At 41.1% G+C, this 15,734-nt stretch carries 16 protein-coding genes and 1 tRNA gene; 1 reads left to right on the top strand and 16 read right to left on the bottom strand.

What is annotated here, in order from left to right; genetic code table 11:
• Nucleotides 1–21: 21 nt before the first annotated feature.
• Nucleotides 22–2,244, bottom strand: a complete 2,223-nt coding sequence (der, locus tag NYP67_RS04170) for a bifunctional cytidylate kinase/GTPase Der (protein ID WP_473411203.1) — start codon at nt 2,242–2,244, stop codon at nt 22–24.
• Entirely contained in the window at nt 2,241–3,014 is a 774-nt protein-coding gene (locus NYP67_RS04165) for a pseudouridine synthase (protein WP_004133164.1), read from the bottom strand. The genes der and NYP67_RS04165 overlap by 4 nt, the downstream gene beginning before the upstream one ends.
• Before the next feature lie 239 nt (nt 3,015–3,253).
• On the opposite strand from NYP67_RS04165, the gene NYP67_RS04160 reads away from it, so the two are divergent.
• The gene (locus tag NYP67_RS04160; RefSeq protein ID WP_415695172.1) at nt 3,254–4,189 is read left to right on the top strand and encodes an MIP/aquaporin family protein; all 936 of its coding nucleotides are present in this window, start codon (nt 3,254–3,256) and stop codon (nt 4,187–4,189) included.
• A gap of 24 nt (nt 4,190–4,213) precedes the next feature.
• On the opposite strand, the gene NYP67_RS04155 is transcribed toward NYP67_RS04160, so the two are convergent.
• The 14 genes from NYP67_RS04155 to NYP67_RS04090 form a co-directional block, all read right to left on the bottom strand.
• Complete coding sequence (locus NYP67_RS04155; RefSeq protein WP_415680812.1) at nt 4,214–4,543, bottom strand: DUF3017 domain-containing protein; 330 nt, start codon at nt 4,541–4,543, stop codon at nt 4,214–4,216.
• A gap of 207 nt (nt 4,544–4,750) precedes the next feature.
• Nucleotides 4,751–6,391: a bifunctional phosphoribosylaminoimidazolecarboxamide formyltransferase/IMP cyclohydrolase gene (gene purH, locus NYP67_RS04150; RefSeq protein WP_415695208.1), complete on the bottom strand. Its 1,641-nt coding sequence runs from the start codon at nt 6,389–6,391 to the stop codon at nt 4,751–4,753.
• A gap of 71 nt (nt 6,392–6,462) precedes the next feature.
• Nucleotides 6,463–7,791: a cell division protein PerM gene (locus NYP67_RS04145; RefSeq protein WP_415695170.1), complete on the bottom strand. Its 1,329-nt coding sequence runs from the start codon at nt 7,789–7,791 to the stop codon at nt 6,463–6,465.
• A gap of 95 nt (nt 7,792–7,886) precedes the next feature.
• A complete protein-coding gene (locus tag NYP67_RS04140; protein ID WP_018639236.1) occupies nt 7,887–8,468 on the bottom strand; it encodes an adenine phosphoribosyltransferase in 582 nt (193 codons plus the stop codon).
• A gap of 17 nt (nt 8,469–8,485) precedes the next feature.
• The gene (gene yajC, locus NYP67_RS04135) at nt 8,486–8,914 is read right to left on the bottom strand and encodes a preprotein translocase subunit YajC (protein WP_032840177.1); all 429 of its coding nucleotides are present in this window, start codon (nt 8,912–8,914) and stop codon (nt 8,486–8,488) included.
• A 68-nt stretch (nt 8,915–8,982) separates the two neighbouring features.
• Complete coding sequence (ruvB, locus tag NYP67_RS04130; protein ID WP_101889287.1) at nt 8,983–10,062, bottom strand: Holliday junction branch migration DNA helicase RuvB; 1,080 nt, start codon at nt 10,060–10,062, stop codon at nt 8,983–8,985.
• Nucleotides 10,063–10,067: 5 nt separating this feature from the next.
• Nucleotides 10,068–10,706: a Holliday junction branch migration protein RuvA gene (ruvA, locus tag NYP67_RS04125; RefSeq protein WP_346284276.1), complete on the bottom strand. Its 639-nt coding sequence runs from the start codon at nt 10,704–10,706 to the stop codon at nt 10,068–10,070.
• Between the two features lie 60 nt (nt 10,707–10,766).
• Complete coding sequence (ruvC, locus tag NYP67_RS04120; RefSeq protein ID WP_116689569.1) at nt 10,767–11,348, bottom strand: crossover junction endodeoxyribonuclease RuvC; 582 nt, start codon at nt 11,346–11,348, stop codon at nt 10,767–10,769.
• Nucleotides 11,349–11,354: 6 nt separating this feature from the next.
• On the bottom strand, nt 11,355–12,113 hold the full coding sequence (locus NYP67_RS04115; protein ID WP_004113651.1) for a YebC/PmpR family DNA-binding transcriptional regulator: 759 nt from the start codon (nt 12,111–12,113) through the stop codon (nt 11,355–11,357).
• Between the two features lie 76 nt (nt 12,114–12,189).
• Entirely contained in the window at nt 12,190–12,840 is a 651-nt protein-coding gene (locus NYP67_RS04110) for a CDP-alcohol phosphatidyltransferase family protein (protein WP_004130782.1), read from the bottom strand.
• A 135-nt stretch (nt 12,841–12,975) separates the two neighbouring features.
• Nucleotides 12,976–13,046: transfer RNA gene (locus NYP67_RS04105), tRNA-Gln, on the bottom strand.
• A gap of 86 nt (nt 13,047–13,132) precedes the next feature.
• The gene (locus NYP67_RS04100) at nt 13,133–14,155 is read right to left on the bottom strand and encodes a ribose-phosphate diphosphokinase (protein ID WP_018639222.1); all 1,023 of its coding nucleotides are present in this window, start codon (nt 14,153–14,155) and stop codon (nt 13,133–13,135) included.
• A 147-nt stretch (nt 14,156–14,302) separates the two neighbouring features.
• Nucleotides 14,303–15,082: a nicotinate-nucleotide adenylyltransferase gene (nadD, locus tag NYP67_RS04095; RefSeq protein ID WP_004130778.1), complete on the bottom strand. Its 780-nt coding sequence runs from the start codon at nt 15,080–15,082 to the stop codon at nt 14,303–14,305.
• On the bottom strand, nt 15,083–15,718 hold the full coding sequence (locus NYP67_RS04090) for a hypothetical protein (RefSeq protein ID WP_004130776.1): 636 nt from the start codon (nt 15,716–15,718) through the stop codon (nt 15,083–15,085). It abuts the gene before it with no gap.
• Nucleotides 15,719–15,734 lie beyond the last annotated feature (16 nt).

The raw sequence follows: 15,734 nt of genomic DNA, 5'->3' as shown, positions 1-15,734 counted from the left end.
CAAATTTATTTACTTGCGATTTTACTTGCGCTTCTTTTTATCTCGTACTTTTACAGAGATTTGAATAGGAGTTCCCTCGAATCCAAATTCTTCTCTAAGAGAACGCTCAATAAAGCGACGGTAGCCGTGCTCTAAGAATCCAGTTGCAAATATTACAAAACGCGGAGGGCGTGTAGAAGCTTGCGTTGCAAACAAGATTCGCGCTTGCTTTCCACCTCGCAAAGGATGCGGATGAGCAGACTGAATACGGCCTAAGAAGGCATTAAGCTTGCCTGTAGGAATGCGCTTATCCCAGCTTTCTAAAGCTGTTCGCATAGCGCGTGCAAGACGATTCGTATGCCATCCTGTTTTTGCAGAAAGATTAACGCGCTCAGCCCAAGTAACTCGCTCAAACTCAGTTTTCCACAAGCGTTCCATGCGCTGTCTAGAAAATTCGTCCATCAAGTCCCACTTGTTAAACACAAGTACAATTGCGCGACCCGCGTCTACAGCCTGACTCATAACTTTCAAATCCTGCTCTGCAATCGGCTGAGAGGAATCGAAAAGAATCAAAGCAAGTTCCGAACGCTCAATCGCAGCTTGCGTACGAAGTGAAGAATAATATTCGGCACCCGTAAGCTTGTGCTGCCTGCGCTTAATACCAGCAGTATCAATAAACAGCCAATCCTCACCGTCTACGCGCACAACCTCATCAACAGGGTCTCGAGTAGTTCCAGCCAAGTCGTTTACAACAGAACGCTCTTCGTGAGCCAAATGGTTCAAAAGCGAAGACTTACCAACGTTTGGACGTCCAACTAAAGCAACTCTGCGCAAACCTTCTGGAGTTAAGAATCCAGAAGTCTTATTCGCTTTCTTTAAAGATGCAAGAGCTGCGTCAAGCAAATCTCCAACGCCTCTGCCGTGCATTGCAGAAATTCCGTAAGGCTCGCCCATTCCAAGCTTCCAAAACTCTGCCGTTAAATACTCGCTTCTAGCGTCGTCAACCTTGTTAACTGCCAAAGTAATAGGCTTACCTGCAGCGCGAAGCATTGAAACAATGCGCTCGTCTGTGGCGGTTAAGCCAACTTGACCATCTACTAGAAAAATCACAGCATCGCTTAAACGCACTGCCACCTGCGCCTGTTGAGCAATCGAAGAATCAATGCCTTCAACATCCGCTTCCCAGCCGCCAGTGTCAACAAGCTTAAAGTTGGTTCCAGCCCACTCAGCATCGTAGCTTACGCGATCTCTAGTAACGCCTGGAGTATCTTCTACAACAGCAACTCTATGGCCCAAAATACGGTTTACAAGCGTTGATTTTCCAACGTTTGGTCGGCCTATAATGGCAATTACTCCAACAGCTTTTGTATCTTTCGATTCATCTTCGCTTGCAAAATCACCGCCAAGAAGCGCACGGTCTTCATCGTCAAGATCGTAGCCTTCAAGATTTGCGGCATAACGGTCGTACTCATCCTGCTCAATTGCATCGTCAACCATCTCTACAAGCGCATCAAGAGTCTGCTCAAAAGTCAAATCAGAATTATCGAGAGTTGCAACACCGTCTGCAGCTTGAAGAAAATGAGTAACTTTAGAATCTTTAGCGTCACGAGCGCGAATATCGTCTTCTTCTAAAGATTCGTTATTCTTAGATTCAATATTTTCAGATTCGCTATTTTGCGAATTTTCTTGCTCAATATCTTGCTTATTTCTGCGAGCTTGACGAACGTCTTCACGAGCAGTAAGAAGCACTCTAACTTGCGCATTAGGAGCTACAACAGTAGTAATATCGCGGCCTTCTGCAACTATGCCTTCTCCGCTAGAGAAAGAATCCTCGGCTGACTCTGCTGCAATATACGCGCGCTGAGCAGCAATAAGCATGCGTCGAACTGCAGGAATCGAAGAAACTGTAGACACGTGCGAAGAAACTTCAACAGAACGCAATTCTTCGCTAATATCTTCACTATCAATTACGACTACAGGATTTTTCGGATCAACACTAAATTCAGCATGATCTTCCGTAAACAATGCTCCAACAGCTTCAACAATTTGATTAAAGCGTTCCGCATCTGCAGAATTTGTTGGATTTCCTTCTTCATCCAACTCAAGCTGCTTGCTTAAATCAATTCCTTGCTTTAAGCACCACCATGCTGCAGCTCTATACATTGCACCCGTATCTAAATACGCAAAACCGTAGTATTGTGCTAAAGCGCGAGAAGTAGAAGACTTACCGACTCCTGCTGGTCCATCAATTGCTACACAAATCACAGGCCAACCTCCTTAGAAAGTGAGCGCACTTCTACTTGCGAAAGCACGCGGTAAGACCCAGCTTTTAAGTCACCCAACTTAATAGGGCCGATTTGCGTACGAACAAGACGTTTTACAGGAAAGCCAACAGCTCCAAAAATCCTACGCACAATGCGATTCTTGCCAGAGTGCAAAACAACTTTTACGATTGTTGCATCGTGATTCTGGTCAATTATTGCGCATCTGTCTAGCTTGATCCAGCCGTCTTCCAGATTTACGCCTTGCGAAACTAGCCTGCGGCAAACCATTCCGTTGATTTTGCCTTCAACAGTTGCAATATACGTTTTTTCAACTTCGTACTTTGGGTGCATAACATGCTGGCTTAGCTCGCCATCGTTGGTCATTAAAATAAGACCTTCCGAATCGTAGTCCAAGCGACCCATGTGGAAAATTCGCTCGTATTTGTCTCCAACAATATCTCTTAAAGTAAAGCGACCTTTTGGATCATCCATTGCGCTCAAAACTCGCTTTGGCTTATTAAGCGCAAGCGTTACAAGCTTGTGATTGAACTTTACTCTGGATCCGTCTACGCGAATTTTTTGCTTACTTGGATCTACTCGAGTTCCGAGTGTTGTTACAAGCTCATCATCCACTTCAACACGCCCATCGAGAATAATCTCCTCACATTTGCGTCTTGAACCAAATCCCGCTTCAGCAAGTAGCTTTTGCAGTCGAACGGCATTTTTGTCATTTGAATGCGCCTGATTGGCGCGGGAATATGCGTTTGGCATCGTTCTCCCAACGTGACCTATTGTATTAATTTAATATTATTGATGTTTTATTTATGGCCATTTTTGCGTATTTTTTAATAATTTTTAATCATTTTTTAATACTCACAACAAATTGCCACGTTTTTCTATACTAGCGTATGGCATAGCCGTGATACTATAGCAAACGTTTGGTTGTGTTGCGAATAACAAAACAACATAAAAAACAACACAACACGTACACATTAACGTAAGGAATTGTTATGAACAACACTTTGCAAAATAAATGTTCAAATGATGAGCAAAAAGCAACTGCTCCTACACCTCTTGTTTTTAGGATTTTTGCTGAATTTATTGCAAGCGTTTTTGCAATATTTACTATTTACACGTTCTCATCTGTTGTAACAGCAATGTACGGCGTGAATGTTCTTTTGATTGCTGCAGGAACAGGCTTAGCTTACGCAGCTGCAATCAGTATAGCTGCCAAGGTTTCTGGAGGTCACGTTAATCCAGCAGTAACAATCGCTTCTATGCTTACTGGAAGAACTTCTTACATTTCTGGAATTTTATACATCATTGCTCAAGTTCTTGGCGCACTAGTTGCTGCTGCAATAACTGTTTTTATTCTTCCTCAAACTAAAATGGTTCCAGAAAAAACATGGTTTGCTCCTGTTGTAAATGGTTTTGAAAGCGCTTCTATCTCTGCAAATCAACTAAAAAGCGTTAATGCTTCTTTTGGCGTTATCTCCGCATTAATAGTTGAGATTATTGCAGTTCTTATTATTGTTGCAACAGCAATGACGTATACGCGTGAAGATGGTAGTGCTAAATGCACTTATGCAGCACACATGGGTATTGCATACTCGGTTGGAGCTTTTATTACATACCAAATTACTGGATCTGGTCTTAATCCTGCTCGCTCTACGGGTATTGCCATTCTTGCACAGTCTAAGAAATTAGCTACTGCACCATTAAGCCAACTTTGGGTATTTTGGATTGCTCCTGTTTTTGCAGCAGCTCTTGTTGGATTCGTTATGCTTATTAGCAAGCTTGTTCGTTCTTCTTCAAAAGACTCAAACAGTGTTAAAGAATCCAATAATGCTGGCGATTTAAGCTCGGATGATTCCGCTAACACTTCAGTATCTAGCGAAGAATCAGAAAATAGCGAAAATAAAGAAGTTAACCCATTCTATAACTAAGACAAATAGTTAAAACAAAATAGGTTACATAAAAACAAAAATAGAAAAATACGTTATTAGCAAACCAAGTCCTAGTGCAATGCTTATAAAAGAGTCAAAAGCAATGGATCTAACTTTCCAAGGGCTTCGCTGAGAGAAAATTAAACGTATTATTCCAAGAATGATGGCTGTTGCAGAAATAATAACTGTAGCAGCCATTATTTTTCCTATAAAAGCTAATACAGCGCACACGCATACGATTATTGCCACAATCCATTGCGCATACGGCTTTCCCTCTTTTACTTCCGAAACGTAGATATGATTGTTTGAGTTGTTGTACACGTTGTTATTCACGCTGCTGTTCACGTTGTTCATTAATTCATCTTTATGCTCAAATTTTAATTCGTTATCTTGGTTCTTCTGGCTAATTGTCATACTTGTATAATACATAAAAAGCCTTGGAAAGTATATTAAACACAATCCAAGGCTTTACGTTAATATGATTAATCGAGTTAATCTAACTGACTAATCAGCTATTTACATAAAGACCAATTTGCAAATAGCGATTGATTTTAGTAGTTTTTAGTGGAAGAAGTGCCTCGTTCCAGTAGTGTACATTGTTACACCAGCCTCGCGCGCAGCTTCAAACACTTCCTCATCTCTAATAGACCCTCCAGGTTGAACTATTGCGCTTACACCTGCTTCTATCAAGATTTGCGGACCATCAGCAAATGGGAAGAACGCATCGGATGCTGCAACAGAACCTTTAGCGCGCTCAACGCCATCTGCCAAAGTATTAGCTCTTTCAACTGCAAGATGGCACGAATCCACTCTATTAACTTGACCCATTCCAATTCCAACAGTTGCTAAATCATGCGCAAGCAAAATGGCATTAGATTTTACGCATCTAAGAGAACGCCACGCAAACTCTAAGTCTTTTAAAGTTTTTTCGTCTGCTGGATTTCCAGAAACAAGAGTCCAATTTTGTGGATTATCTCCAAAATCGTCAATCTTATCTGCGCTTTGCACCAACGCTCCGCCGTCAATAGGATGCACTTGCAAGCCTAAAACAGGAGGATTTGCAACCTTTAGGATTCGCAAATTCTTCTTCTTAGTGCGCAATAATTCCAAAGCCTCAGGCTCGTAGTCTGTAGCAATAATTACTTCTGTAAAAATTGGACGCACACTTTGTGCCATTTCTAGCGTAACAGTTGAATTGCAAGCAATCACTCCACCGTATGCGCTTACAGGATCGCAAGCGTGAGCCTTCGCGTGAGCTTCGGCTGCTGTTACACCTATTGCTAAGCCGCACGGATTATTGTGTTTGCAAACAGCAACGGCAATTTGCGGAGCAAAATCCCAAACTGCACGCCATGCTGCATCCGCATCAACATAATTGTTATAACTCATTGGCTTTCCGCCAAGAAGTTCAGCTTGAGCTAAACCGCCATTATGCAACGGATCGAGATAAAGCCCAGCATATTGATGTGGATTCTCTCCGTACCTAAGATTACGTTCAAGAGTCCATGTTCTTGTGTAGTCGCGTGGAAGTAACGAATCTTTGCTTGTTTTATCAAGCGAATCATCATTGTTATCCGTGTTTTCCATCATGCTTTGTGGCATTGGCCAAGCACTATTAGTCCATTGGCATATTGCAGCATCGTAAGCGGCTGTATGCTCGAATGCTTTATGAGCTAAGTATTCACGCTCTTGCAAGCTAAAGCCTTCGCCAGAAGCAATTCGATTAGCAAGCAATTTATAATCTGCAGGGTCTGTAATAACAGCTACAGACTTATGATTTTTAGCAGCTGCTCGAATCATTGAAGGTCCACCAATATCGATTTTTTCAATAATAGCGTCGTTTTTAGCACCGCTCATAACTGTGTTCACAAAAGGATACAAGTTTACAACTACAGCATCAAATGGCTCAATATTCAAATCTTTAAGCTGCTTTACATGATCCGAATTGCTCATATCTGCTAGGATTCCAGCGTGAATATGCGGATCGAGAGTTTTAACTCTACCATCTAAGCTTTCTGGGAATCCTGTTACATCCGACACTTGCGTAACGCTTACACCCAATTCTTGAAGCTTTGAAGCAGTTGAACCAGTTGAAACAACTTGAGTTCCACACTTTCTAAAAGCATCTGCCAGCGTTTCTAGTCCTTCTTTGCAAAATACTGAAACCAGTACTCGCTTTATTGACCTTTTACCTGTGGTTATCAGCACATCTGCATTTTGTTCTTGCTCATGTATCTGTTGCACCGGTCTTCCTCCTTGTGTTGGATGAGGATTTATTTTTTATTAGCTTTTGAGCTGACTGTTCTAGTTGCACTAAGATCACTAGTTTCAGTTTTGCTCTCAAGCAAAGGTTGATTTTCGGATAAAATTTTATTGCTTAAAAGTCGAATACCAATTATTATTGCACAAACAAAAAGGATAATAAGCCAAGAAAAGCCAAAACCGTATATTGTTAAATGGCCTAAGGAACGAAGACTTCTACTTACATTAACTCCAACATGCGCTAATCTAAATCTTCCCAAACTACCATTTGCAAATAGAAGCAGTACACTCATAACAAGTATTATTGCCATGCAAGACGCTACTAAAACTATTGCAGATTGAACAAATGCAAAAGCTGTTTTCTTCCAGTCTACTTTATTGTTATCAAATATGATTCTAAGGTTGCACAACTTTGAGTACAAAATTATAAACGATGCCAAGATAGCGCACAAAACAAACAATATACTAACCGAAGATGTTCTATAGAATGAATCTTTTATAGCGTCTGGAAATATTGCAAAAAGTGGAATAGGTGGTAACGATTTTTTGCTAACAGAAAAAATACTAAAGCTTGCAATATCTCCAATGTTGAATCCTGCTCCAGAAATCCAAGATAATGCCCATAGTGCAATATTCGGCAACCACACTAAACAGGCAATAGATGTTAAAATCCTAGAACCGATTTGCATTCCTAGCTTAGAAAATGCAATCTCAACGTTGCTTGAACCAACTACACACCAAAAGATGATTGTTAAAAGTGCAACAATTGCGTAAATAACTAAAACACTTATAGAGCAATAAAAACAGATTTTTGCGCATTTAATTATTCGCTCAGAAAAATGCTTTGCCAACTTTTGTTTTATTTGTGCAAACGTAGAAGAATATGGAAAAACAGCAATCATCATAGCCAAAATATACACACAAACACTTTTTAGCAATATTATTGGCAAAGAGTCCAGCAACTCAATATTAGTATTTTGGGATATTACAGAATTTGCAAAAACCCAAACAAGTAGTCCTATTGAATTTGCCAACTGACCACCTTTTAGCTTTCTCATTGCAATTGCAAGAGATGAAACTAAAAGAATTGTTAATCCAAGAGGAATAATCGTAAGAACAAAATCGTCAAAACCAAGACCTACTCCTTGCGCAAAAAGAAGTACAGCCCATGTTAAAGACATTGATGAATCAGAAAGATTACCAGTTCCTTCTTCAATCGAAATTACTAAAAGCGTTAAAGACATAAACAACCCAACAATAAGAGCAAAAACAAAAATAGTTATTGCTGGAATAGCTAAACCCTTCAAAACACTAATAAGAGAAGATTTTAGTTTTTTCAAAATTGTTCCTCCCCTACGTTCTTAAAGTTTAGACTTGGATTATTTTGGATTATCTATGTATTTAACGCTTTTCTTTAAACTACGATTTGCAGTGTTTAAGCTGGCATTTTCATTAAGCTAGAGCACTTATAGGATTGCAAGTCGCTCATTCCGTTAATGCCCGTTAGCTCCATTACAAAGCAGAATCCAGCAACAACACCTTCGGATCTTTCAACAAGCCTTGCAGCAGCTTTTGCGGTTCCTCCTGTTGCAATCAAATCATCAACAATAAGAACACGCTGGCCAGGTTTAATCAAGTCTTTTTCAATCTCGATTTTAGCTTCTCCATATTCAAGAGAATACGATTCGCTAATAACTTCTGGCGGCAACTTACCTGATTTTCTTACGGCAACAAAACCCTTATTTAAGCGTGCAGCTAATACTGGGCCAAATAAGAATCCACGAGCTTCAAGACCTGCAACTAAATCAAAAGAATCTTTAGAAACAGGCAAAGAATCAACAAGTGACTCAATAAGAATGTTCATACCACGAGCATCTGCAAATACTGGTAGAAAATCGCGAAAAACAATCTTTGGATTAGGGAATCCTGGAATTGTGCGAACAAGAGATGCTAAATAACTAGCATCTTCACTACTAACATTCTTTAGAGGCTTTACCGTAATATCAGTTGTTGTCATAATCCTAGCGTTCTATTCTAGTTTTCTTTATTTTCATTAGATTCGCTAGATTCTTGAACCTCGTTAGATTCATTGGATTCTTGCGATTCCTGCGATTCGTTATCTTCTGCACTATCCGCATTATTATTAGCGCCTTCTGCACTATCTTCTTTATCGTAGCTATTAAAATCTACGCGAACGTAAACCCTGTTAACAGCACGGAAAGATACGCGAAGCAGACTACCTTCTGAATCTAAAACAATTTCTTCGTGATCTGCATCAACGCTAACAACCTTACCAATAATTCCACCAATTGTTATAACCTCAACACCAGGCTTTAACGAATCATGGAAAGAACGCAATTCAGTTTGACGCTTTTTCATGCTACGAGATTGGAACCACATGATACCAACCATGGCAATTACAAGAACAATAAGCATGCCATACTGGCTAAAGAATTGGGGCACAATAAACTCCTTAAGTTATCCAACCCTAAGACGGTAAAACACCGCCCAAATCAACTATTTTAGGGTATCTATCTGACATTATCGGGGGCTTTAAGACCTAAATGCTGCCAAGCTTTTTCAGTTGCAACTCTGCCTTTAGGCGTTCTAACAAGAAAGCCTTCTCGAACCAAATATGGTTCACAAACTGTTTCCACAGTCTCCGACTCTTCTCCAACCATTGCAGCCAGGTTATTAAGCCCTACAGGACCACCATTAAATTGAACCACAATAGCTTTTAGAACAGCAATATCCAAGCGATCAAGACCTTGAGTATCTATTTGATACAAAGATAAAGCCTCGATTACAGACTCGCGATTTACTTCTTTAAGATTATGGACTACTGCCCAATCTCTAACACGCCTCAAAAGTCGATTTGCAATCCTAGGAGTTCCCCTAGAACGCAAAGCAAGCTCTTTTGCCGCTTGGTCTGCAAGATTTACGCCTAAAAGTGCGGAAGAACGCTCAATAAGCTTCTCTAGCTCTTCGTGAGGATAAAAATCCAAGTGAGCAGTAAAACCAAAACGCGCTCTAAGCGGAGAAGGAAGCATTCCTTCTCTAGTAGTTGCACCAACTACAGTAAAATGAGGCAAAGTAAGCGGTATGGAAGATGCTCCAGGGCCTTTACCAACCATAACGTCTACTCGAAAATCTTCCATAGCAATATAAAGCAACTCTTCTGCAGCACGAGGAAGTCGATGAATCTCATCAATAAACAGCACTTCGCCTGTATCTAGAGAGCTTAAAATAGATGCTAAATCTCCAGCATGTTGAATAGCAGGCCCAGAAGTAACTCGAATAGAAACACCTAATTCGTTAGCAACAATCATTGCCAACGTTGTTTTTCCAAGACCAGGAGGACCCGCAAGAAGCATATGATCTGGAGGAACATTACGCAATCTTGCAGCATCCAAAAAAAGTTGCAATTGCGCTTTTAATAAAGGCTGACCAATAAAACCATCCAGAGCATGAGGACGTAACTCCTCATCACTAATTTGCTCGTTTTCTATAGCGCTAGAAGATACCATTCTTAATGAATCTTCTGATACGCCAGTATTAACAGATTGAACGTTGTTTATCTTCTCGCTGTTGATTTTCTCGCCAAAACTCATAATTGTCACCTGCCTCTATCCAGCGAAGACAAAGCCATGCGCAGAACTGTTGGCATATTTTCATCACTAATTGGCAAAGAAATATGCTCTTGTTTACAAACGCTTTCCACTGCTTTTTGAGCATCAAACTGCTTCCAGCCTAAAGACATCAATCCAACAACAACTTTTTGCATAGAAGAATCAATAAAATCGCTTATATTCTTGTTTACATTTTTATCTACGCTATCTTGTTCTAATAGAGCCACGTCAATAGAGCCTTTAAGCTCGAGGATAATTTTTTGTGCGCCCTTTTTACCCAGCCCAGGAGCGGAAGAGAGCGCAGAAACATCTGAATCCGCAATAGCTTTAATCAAACGATCTACGCTTAATGTTGAAAGCAAAGAAAGAGCGACTTTAGGCCCTACTCCACTAACTTTTTGTTGAATTTGAAGAAAAATACGCTTTGCAGCCATACTTGTAAAACCATAAAGCGTAATAGCATCTTGACTAACTTGCAAAGACGTATAAACTCTAACTTCTTGACCTTCGCGCAAAGATGATAAATCTGACGAAGGCATATATAACTCGTAACCAACGCCACCAACACAGACAAGCGCACAACGAGAATCGATAGATTCCACTACGCCATTAAGCATACCAATCATCAGCGCTCACCTTTCAAAATAAATCCCTACAACCTATAGAACATCTGTTCTATAAATATCCTACATACCTCGCCCGACAGAACTCGATCCGCGCGCCGCACGCAAAGACTCAGCCCACTTTCTTTGAGCATCTGTTAAATGCTGCTCTCGCTCTCCGCCTTGCAACGCGCCCGCAGGCCTAAGAGCATGACAAATAGCTTGAGCTAAAGCATCCGCAGCATCTGCAGGAGTTGGTAAAACATTAAGATTCAAAAGACGCGCAACCATGCGCTCTACTTGTTGCTTGCCAGCACTGCCATTGCCAGCAACAGCAAGTTTAACCTCTGTAGGAGTGTGTAAAGCAACAGGAATACCCCTTTGAGCTGCAACAAGCATAGCGATTCCTGCAACTTGAGCAGTTCCAAGCACAGTATTTCGATTTTCTTGAGCAAACACGCGCTCAATCGAAACAACATCTGGCGAAAACCTTTCGATTTTTTCAACCAGCCCATTGTAAATCTCAAGAAGTCGTAAATCTTGAGAAGTTTTTGGATTGCTTCTTAAAACATCGACGTGAATAAAAGAAAGCCGACGAGAAACGCCGGCTTCAATCACGCCGACCCCGCAGCGAGTAAGCCCGGGGTCAACGCCCAAAATCATCATTGGAAACTATTCTGCTTCCTCAAGCTGAGCCATAACTTCATCCGAAGCAGTCCAGTTGCTATAAATATTTTGAACATCGTCCAAATCATCGAGATTGTCAATCAAGCGAGACACCTTTTGAGCATCTTCAAAGCTCAACTCAACCTCGTTATTTGGATGCATAACGATTTCTGCAGAATCGTAGTCAAAACCAGCATCTTGCAAAGCCTTACGAACAGTTACCAAATCGCTAGAATCCGTGTATACGGAATACACGTCTCCATCGTCTGCAACGTCTTCAGCGCCTGCTTCTGCAGCAATATCAAAAAGCTTGCTATAGTCAACACCTTCGCTAGGAACTTCAATCAATCCCTTGCGCTCAAAATTAAAGCTCACAGAACCGCTTGTGGCCAAAGAACCATTGCCCTTTGTAAGAGTGGAGCGAACATCTGCTGCAGCGCGATTGCGATTATCGGTAAGGCACTCAATAATCAAGCCAACGCCTGCTGGTGCATAACCTTCGTAAACAATCTCTTCGTAGTTTGCGCCGCCTGCTTCTTCGCCAGATCCACGCTTAACAGCGCGCTTAATGTTGTCTGCTGGCATAGAAGCTTTCTTAGCTTTAACGATTGCATCGTACAAAGTTGGGTTACCATCTGGGTCTCCACCACCAAGACGAGCTGCGATTTCAATATTCTTAATAAGCTTGGCGAAAAGCTTGCCGCGCTTTGCGTCGATAGCGGCCTTCTTGTGCTTTGTGGTCGCCCACTTGGAATGACCTGACATGATACTCCTAAAAAGTGTACGGTTACGTAAACGTGATGATTTTAATGCGCTTTAGCGACAAATTGCCAAAACAAGTTTATTTAAGCAAATTTTTAACTTCAAAAATGCGTTGAAAAACAGTTATAGCTCCACCAACGCAAAGAATAATCATTGCTAAGCAAAGCCACAATAGCCAACCTGTTAATCCGCTTAGTCCCATTGAAACTAGAATTATGGCCACTCTGTCTGCGCGAGTAATCAACCCTTTTTTAGCATCTACTCCAACAGACTCGCCTCTTGCTCTAGCATACGATGTTACAAAAGCAAACATCATAGATACTAGCGAGCACACTAATCCGCAATATCGCAAAAAATTATTCACACAAAATGGCAAATATAAGCAAATGTTTAGATTATTTGCGCGATATAAACAAATGCAAACACACGCAAAAAGCGACCAATCCGCAATTCTATCTAGAGTTGAATCTAAAAATGCGCCAAATTTAGTGCCACCATTCTTGTTTGTTAAAGCAGCAACAGAACCATCCAAAGCGTCTGCAAGAACAAAAATCGTAAGCAAAATAGTGCCAATCAAAAGCTGACCGCTTATAGAAATAAAAACAGAAGTTGCAACAAGCGCAATGGTGCCAAAAATCGTAACACTGTTAGCACTACATCCAAATTTAACAAGAAGCTTTGCAATTGGCAAAATAACACGTTTGAATCCACTTCTTAAAGATTCCAACATATTAAGCCTTTCTTTGATTCAAACACGAGTATTCAAACACAGCACTCAAACACGAGTATTCAAACACAAATCACTTCTAAACTCATCACCGCGTTAACAAAAACGCCGCTTAAAACTAAGCGGCGCTAATTCTAGCTCCCTCACCTGGATTCGAACCAAGACAAAGGGTTCCAAAGACCCGTGTGCTGCCATTACACCATGAGGGAACGGCGGAAAAAACCGCCAAGTCACTATTATGCCACAACAATCAAAATCGTCAAGCTTGGCGTGGCGAAATAGGATTTATGCAAATTTATGCAAACAAAAACCCTTTTCCGTGATGTTCTGGGTACGTGTCAAACAGCTTTGCAACAGACCCATCTTCAAACACAGCTTTAATCGCGCTTGCCAAAAGTGGAGCAATCGAAAGAACCGTCAACCCATCCCAACGCTTTTCTTGTGGGATTGGAACAGTATCTGTTAACACAACTTCTCTAGCGCCACAATTCTTCAAACGCTCAACTGCAGGACCAGAAAGAACGCCGTGCGTTGCAACAACAGTTACAGACTTTGCTCCAGCGTCTTTAAGAACATTGCAAGCACCTGCGATTGTTCCAGCAGTATCGATTAAATCGTCTACCATAACGCAATCGCGACCAGCAACATCACCAACTACACGGTTTGCAACAGCTTGATTTGGACGCGTAATATCTCTAGTCTTATGAACAAAAGCCAATGGACCTCCGCCCAATCTTTGCGCCCACTGCTCCGCAACACGGATTCGTCCTGCATCTGGCGAAACAACGGTAACATTGCCTAAATCTTCGCTAAAGCGATCCCTTACATAGTCCACCAAAACTGGCATAGCAATCAAATGATCTACAGGACCATCAAAGAATCCTTGCGATTGCGCAGCATGCAAATCAACGCTCATAATGCGATCTGCGCCTGCAGTTTTAAGTAAATCAAACATCAAACGGCAAGAAATAGGCTCACGACCGCGATGCTTTTTATCTTGTCTAGAATATCCAAGCAACGGGCACACAGCGGTAATAGAACGAGCAGACGCGCGCTTTAATGCATCGATCATAATCAACTGTTCCATAATGGACTTATTAACAGGGTCACTATGACTTTGCAACACAAACACGTCTGTTCCTCGCACAGACTGAGTGTAACGAACATACATCTCGCCATTAGCAAAATCGTATGCTGTTGTTTCCAATACATCTATACCAAGCTGATTCGCAACATCTTTAGCAAGCTTAGGATGCGCGCGACCAGTTACGAGAACAAGGTTTTTATCTGGCTTTCCTTCAAGGACGATGCTCACCATATCTCCAAACGCTAGTTCGCTAACAGTCCACAAAAATCGGACTGAGTTCAATACTATCTATTTGCGCAGACTATAACCATTAAGCCGTTTCATACATAACAAATGCTTGCAAACAGTTGCAAATCCTTACAAAAACATTACAAATCATTACAAATCGCGTATATATAAACCGTGTTTAACTATGTATTGAACAACGCCGTCTGGAACCAAATACCAAACTGGCTCCCCATGCTCTGCACGCTTGCGAACATCTGTTGAAGAAATTGCCAACGCTGGAATCTCCAATATGTCAACTGGAAAACGATGACTATGGCAATTAACCATATCGTCACACGAATCGTAAGACGCGGAACGAGCTTCAATTTGTGTAAACTTTTCTGGACTTGCATAGCCTGGACGCGTTACAGCAACAAATCTAGCTAAACTCCATAATTCTCTAGCATTTTTCCATTGCATAATCTCTGCAATAGCGTCTGCTCCAGTAATAAAGAAAAGCTCCGCGTCTGGGTGTTGCGCGCGAATATCACGAAGCGTGTCGATTGTGTAAGTAACACCAGGCCTATCAATATCTACTCTAGAAACTGTAAATTTTGGGTTTGAAGCCGTTGCGATTACAGTCATCAAATATCTGTCTTCTGCATTTGTGACTTTTTTGTCTAGCTTAAAAACAGGCTTTCCAGTAGGAACAAAAATAACTTCGTCTAAATCATAAACCCACGCAACTTCGGAAGCTGCTACCAAGTGGCCATTGTGAATCGGATCAAAAGTGCCACCCATAATCCCTATGCGCGGGTGTTGATGAACATTTCCTCTTGCAGAATGCTTAAGCCTAGAAGAATTTGCCGAAACTGGCACGCTAGCTTGACTTTGGTCAAAAGAACCTTGGAACAAATCCGACATTCTGCGTTCTGTAGATGAATCACTCATTTAATTCATCCTAGATGCATTGCGTACATTGTGCGCGTTATTTGCATTAGACGCATCTGCAGCATCATCTGCTTTCGCTTCATCAATTACGCTGGAAGCAACATTTGCTTTGTCTGGATTAATGTTTCCCATTTCTTCATTCCACTCATCTTGAACAACGCGCTTAATTTCTTCAAACGTTGGAAGAGCAAAATCGGGTTGGAAAACGCCTCGAATGTTTGCAACGCACTCCGTAATCTCTACAAGAACTTCACTCATATTGTCTACAAGGCTAGCGCGCTCAAGCTTACTAAATTCAGCTATATTGCTTTCCATTTTTTGCAAATTCTTATTAACTTCATCTATTATTTCGCTGTTTTCTGGCGTAACAACATCTCGATTATCTCTATCTGGCCAACCCATTAAAACAGCGTCAGCATATTCAAGAGAAGACCTTTGACTTGCAGACGCAATCCCATCTTCTATTTGAACTAAAAACACGTAACGAACAATAGACAATCTTTCTGCTGCAACATCTAAAGCATCAAGCACATTAGAAGCACTTACACCATTAGATAGGCTTATAGATAGTCTTAAATCCTCGTTTGATTGATTTTTAGCAATTTTAGACGATTGTGATTGTGATGTATCAGGCATATTCTTAACCTTACTC

This window comes from Gardnerella sp. c23Ub_4 (genome assembly GCF_055804115.1).
Note: the sequence above shows the minus strand (reverse complement) of the source record. Positions and strands in the feature narration are given on the sequence as shown.